Origin of the sequence: Deinococcus aerolatus (assembly GCF_014647055.1) — a bacterium.
Lineage (GTDB): Bacteria > Deinococcota > Deinococci > Deinococcales > Deinococcaceae > Deinococcus > Deinococcus aerolatus.
This window is the reverse complement of the sequence record NZ_BMOL01000046.1, coordinates 1-4919: the sequence shown is the minus strand read 5'-3', so window position 1 is coordinate 4919 and position 4919 is coordinate 1. Positions and strand designations below refer to the sequence as shown.

The following is a 4919-nucleotide window of genomic DNA, read 5'->3' as shown; positions in this document are numbered from 1 at the left end:
TTTCGTCGCTGCTTGCGTTCTGATGTTGGCGAAAATCAGGCCCTTTCTTGGGTAGGGTTCCTGGCAGCCTCTAGCTGTACTTTGGGGATATTTAGGGTCCACTGAATAAGGCTGTGCAGGACGGACAATATCGAAGCTGTGTCCTGAATCGCCGGGGATGATCCCCGGCGATTTCACGTCGAATGGCTGGGACAGTTTCACCGAACAGTCCATCCAGTTGCGACAAGCGCAGCCATTGCAGGAACAGCAGTGCAATGAGACAGAGCACCGCGTGATGGTGCAAACCTTGCCAGCTTCGCCCTTCGAAATGATCCAGCCCAACTTCCTGCTTGAGTTCCCGGTGACCCAGTTCACAGGCCCAGCGCTGTTTGGTCACTTGGATGAGGTGCTCAAATGCCGTTCCAGGCGGCAGATTGCAAATGTAATACTTCTTTTCACCCTGGGCTCGTTGCTCACCGATCACCCAGGCACCTTCCCCTGGAAGATGTGGTCCACGTGCGTTCTCATTGCCATCAGCGAGACGGACGTACTTCGCGGCGAACGTGCCGATCAGCGGTCCTTTGGTTCCCTGGCGCCACATCACACGTCGCCAGGGTTCACGACTGAGCACGGACTCAATGGTCTCGGTCTCTTCGGATGGCGTTGGATGTCTGGGAGGGCGCCCCCGAAAATGCTTTGGGATAGGGATCAACCGGACATTAGGGGGGTAGACGTGTTGGGTTTTGACGGTACCGACCGACCAGCGCAGGCCACGTTGGGTCAATGCTCGTCTGAACCTGGTGCTGATGCCATATCCAGCGTCAGCGAGCACCATCCCGTAGTGGACCGTCCCCTGAAGGTCATCAATTTCTCGCAGGGCGATTTCCCATTTGGTGGACTGAAGCGGGTGTTCCACAGGAACACCCGCTCTGGCACAACGATCCGTGTTTGCGGACCACTCTGAGGGCAAAAATAGTTTCAGACGGAGTGGAATGGGAATCTCGTCTCGGGCGAGCGTCACGGAAACCAGGCACTGGCAATTGGTGATCTTCCCAGCCTGTCCGGAGTACTGCCGCCCGACGCCCACTGAACTGGATCCGAACTTGGTCAGGCAGGTATCGTCAATGATGAGCACAGCATTCTTCCCACCTAAAAGGTGCTGTGCCCGGTCTGCAACGATCCGTTCCAGTCCCTGAATACTCCAGGGACTATCGGTGATGAAATGCTGGATCTGGTCGTATGTTCCAGGCGCCACCTGATCGGCCAGAGGCTGCATGCTTTTCCGGTGCGCTGCGCTACAGAGGCCTTGAACATAGGTTGGTGCCCAAAGCCGTTGAGACTGATGGCGAAAACACATGAGGAGTGGGGAAAACCAGGTGGGGAAGTGACGAGTCCACCGCGGGAGTTGAGTACGCTTGAACAAGAAGGCCAGCATCGCAGATGCCGGCCCAAAAGGTGCCCCTGAATATTCCCCAAAGTACAGCTAGTTGTCGCACGTCCCCGTGGTCAGGGCGCGGGCAGCCTCGGCGCTTAACGCGGCGGCGTCCAGGGCACCCACTTCCAGCACCTCCCCGAGCTTCCGGTACTCCTCGGCGTCCAGACGGTTGCCGATACCACTTTCAGGGACCGCACCGTCTCCTGGGCACGCTCTGTCGGCGACAGATTCGCGAACCGCTCGCGTGCCACTTGATCGGGTTCAGGTTCCATATCCAGCAACGGAGCAATAGCGTCTGTGCCCACTGGCTGGTCCGGCCCAACGGGACGTTGGGATCGACGACTTCGCTTTCAAAAGGGGTTGTGATACGGCACCCTCATTGTCGCTCGCGCGCCATTCTGTGCACTGCTGCGACGTGGCCACGATCCATGGCCCTGAAAAAACATGGACGGCGGGCCTGCCGTGCCGTGCACCTGAACTTCCGGGTGCCCGTCCAGGCATCTCGCTCTTAGCGATGCAAGACACCAGTCCGGCTTGACAAAATATAGTTAATCGATTTAACTATGACCTATACATGCCTCAATCCATTCGGCCGGGCGAGCGCAGGGTCACCATCACGGATGTTGCCAAAGCGGCGAACGTGTCGTCGGCTACCGTCTCGCTGGCTCTGAACGGCAGCCCACGCATTTCTGTGGAGACCCGGCAGCGGGTAGAGCGCTGCGCGCGGGCGCTGCGCTACCAGCCCAACCACGCCGCGGCCAGCCTGCGGACACAGGTCACCCGGACGATCGCGCTGGCCGTGCCGGATATCGGCAACCCGGTCTACATCGAGATTGCCAGAACGGTTCAGCAGATCGCCAGGCAACGCGCCTACCATCTGCACCTGATCAGTACCGAAAGTCAGCCCTCAGAGGAAGTGCACGCCCTGGAAACACTGGCCCAGCGCTCGGTGGACGGCCTCATCATGATCTCCCTGCATGGGGCCAGCGCACTGGACGCCTCGCTCCGGGAAGTTGCAGGTCCTGTGGTCATCATTGGTCACCTTCAGGACGTCATCTGCGACAACGTGACGGTGGCCAGCGCGGCCGGAGCTGCACTGGCGATTCAGCACCTGTGGGCCGTGGGCTGTTCAGCACTCGCCTTCGTCAACGGTCCTGCCGGAACATGGCCCTCCTCAGAACGCGAGAAAGGCGTTCAAAACGCCCTGCGCGCCGCAGACCAGACCATTTCGCCGGTCCTGCGTGCCGAGGAAGACTTCACGACGGAGGGAGGCCACCGCGCCGCCCAGCACCTGCTGGCGCAGGGCGTGTGTTTCGACGGACTGCTCTGCGCCAACGACCTGATGGCGATCGGCGCCATGCGCGCGCTGCGCGCACACGGTCTGCGGATTCCCGAGGACGTCGCCGTGATCGGTATGGACGACATCCGTGAATGCCAGTTCACCACACCGCCGCTGAGCAGCGTCTCCCTGATGGCGGGTGAACGCGGCCGCCTCGCCGCTCAACTGCTGTTTGACCGCCTCGGCGGTGACAGCGGCACGCTGCCCCGGCAGCTGACCGTCTCACCTGTCCTGATGCCACGCGGCTCAACCACGCCGCGCCGGACGCCGGCAGCGCGGGACGAGCGGGGCCACCTGTGACTGGCATCAGCACCGCCCTGGACGGAATCAAGGTGCTTGACCTGGCCAGTCTCTACGCGGGACTGCTGATCGCCATCAATCTGGGGAATTACGGCGCGGACGTGATCAGGGTTGAGCACCCACACGGAGACGACGCCCGGCGCTGGGACTTCATCCGGGACGGCGTGCCGCTGTGGTGGAAGTCCATCGCGCGCAACAAACGCCTGATCACGCTGGACCTCCACGGCGAAGCAGCCCGCCAGACCGTGCCGGACCTGGTCGGGCTCACCGGCTTCGGGCAGACCGCGCCGTTCAGCCAGGAACCGGGGTTCGGCACACTGACCTAGGCTTTCAGCGGTTTCGCCGCGATGACCGGACAACCGGACAGCCCCCCACATGGTCCGGTGCTGCCCGGGAACCACGAGACATCTGAAATATCTCAAACGGGTTCCGGGAGTGGAGTTGGCAAACCGGCGTCCTCCCGGTTTGCCAACTCCACTCCCGGAACCCGTTCTGCTCGTTCTCGCTTCGCTCGGATTTTCATCGTTTAGCAAAAGATTCAATCGGAGCCCGTATCAAACGCCCGGACCGGACATCTGAACGGAATGAACATGGGGTCCGGAGGTGCAATGCAGGCTCCGGCACAGTCCCCGTGTGGGCAATCCTAACCAATGGCGCGGGCCGTGTCGCGGCCGGCTGCCTTGGCCTGATACAGCGCCGTATCGGCGCGGCGCAGCAGCGTTTCAGGCGTGTCCGTGTGGCGGGCCTGGGCAATCCCACAGCTGACCGTGACGGCGCACGATGCCGGCTGCCACATGGACCGCATGTCGCGGCGCAGCCGCGACGCCACGTCCTGTGCGGCCACCTGATCGCCAGCCACCAGAATCAGGAATTCCTCGCCCCCCCAGCGACCCACCCGGTCACCCTGGCCCAAGACGTGGGATACCGCCTGGGCAGTCTCCTGCAACACCCTGTCCCCAATGTCGTGACCGTGGGTGTCGTTCACCTGCTTGAAATGGTCAAGGTCAAACAGCACCAGACTCAAGGGCCCGTCGTCGGCAGCGCGGTCCAGGTCCGTGGTCAGCCAGGCTTGCAACTGCCGGCGGTTGGGAAGTCCGGTCAGCACGTCCACCTGCGCGAGGTTGGCCTCCCGTTCGGCCCGCAGCAGGGTCTGCACATACTGCCGGCGCAACTGGTGCTGCAAGTAGAGAAAGGCGATCACGGTGCCGTGCAGCAGGTACAGCTGCAGCAGCAGGTTGGCCTGCGCCGCCTTGGTCGCCGGGGCAATGTCGGGGGCCAACCAGAAGACGGCGCCCACCGCAAGCAGGGCCGCATACTGCCCCAGCGACACCAGCAGGAAGGGGCGGGGGCGCAACACCAGCGAGGCCACCAGATAGCTCAAAACCATCCAGTAGGAGTAGCCGCCCAATCCGGAGGCTTCCTGATCGACCAGCAGCACCTGCGCCAGCCGGAAGACGGCCCCCCCGATGTGCAGGGTCAGCTCGGTCAGCCCCACGCGCATCAGGTCTGCCGGGCGCCACCATAGCCACAGTCCCAGGCCCGCGTTTTTCACGACGATCAGAAGCAGCGTGGCCAGTTCCAGGCTGGTCATGATTCTGGGTTGCAGGACCAGGGTGATCAGCGAGGTGACCAGTCCACCAACAAGCAGCACCAGCAGCGCGCTGCGCCGGTAGGCGTGGTCGGGAGAGGTGGAGGGGGGGCGGATCATGGTCTGCCCAGAAGGTAAACCAATGACTATGACAGTTGCCTCACCCACACGGATCTGAAAAGCGGCTGAAGGCAGGGCGGAAACGTGGCTGGAGTGAACCCATAACTCAGGACCAGTGGTCAAGCACTTCTAAGCGGAATGATAGCGGGCGGCGAACT

General features: G+C 62.2%; 4 protein-coding genes. 2 read left to right on the top strand and 2 right to left on the bottom strand.

Translation table 11 applies throughout. From position 1 onward, the window contains the following. Positions 1 to 91: 91 nt before the first annotated feature. Positions 92 to 1414: an IS701 family transposase gene (locus IEY31_RS18295; protein ID WP_456236833.1), complete on the bottom strand. Its 1323-nt coding sequence runs from the start codon at positions 1412 to 1414 to the stop codon at positions 92 to 94. A 574-nt stretch (positions 1415 to 1988) separates the two neighbouring features. Between IEY31_RS18295 and IEY31_RS18290 the strand changes: the two genes are divergently transcribed. Continuing rightward, a complete protein-coding gene (locus IEY31_RS18290; RefSeq protein ID WP_188974387.1) occupies positions 1989 to 3053 on the top strand; it encodes a LacI family DNA-binding transcriptional regulator in 1065 nt (354 codons plus the stop codon). Then, on the top strand, positions 3050 to 3379 hold the full coding sequence (locus tag IEY31_RS18285; RefSeq protein WP_188974386.1) for a CoA transferase: 330 nt from the start codon (positions 3050 to 3052) through the stop codon (positions 3377 to 3379). Before IEY31_RS18290 ends, IEY31_RS18285 begins: the two co-directional genes overlap by 4 nt. A 317-nt stretch (positions 3380 to 3696) precedes the next feature. On the opposite strand, the gene IEY31_RS18280 is transcribed toward IEY31_RS18285, so the two are convergent. Next, complete coding sequence (locus tag IEY31_RS18280) at positions 3697 to 4761, bottom strand: GGDEF domain-containing protein (protein ID WP_188974385.1); 1065 nt, start codon at positions 4759 to 4761, stop codon at positions 3697 to 3699. Between the last annotated feature and the right edge of the window lie 158 nt (positions 4762 to 4919).

Coding starts and splice junctions, on each gene's coding strand:
- IEY31_RS18295 (WP_456236833.1), bottom strand. CDS start 1,414: ATGCTGGCCTTCTTGTTCAAGCGTACTCAACTCCCGCGGTGGACTCGT.
- IEY31_RS18290 (WP_188974387.1), top strand. CDS start 1,989: ATGCCTCAATCCATTCGGCCGGGCGAGCGCAGGGTCACCATCACGGAT.
- IEY31_RS18280 (WP_188974385.1), bottom strand. CDS start 4,761: ATGATCCGCCCCCCCTCCACCTCTCCCGACCACGCCTACCGGCGCAGC.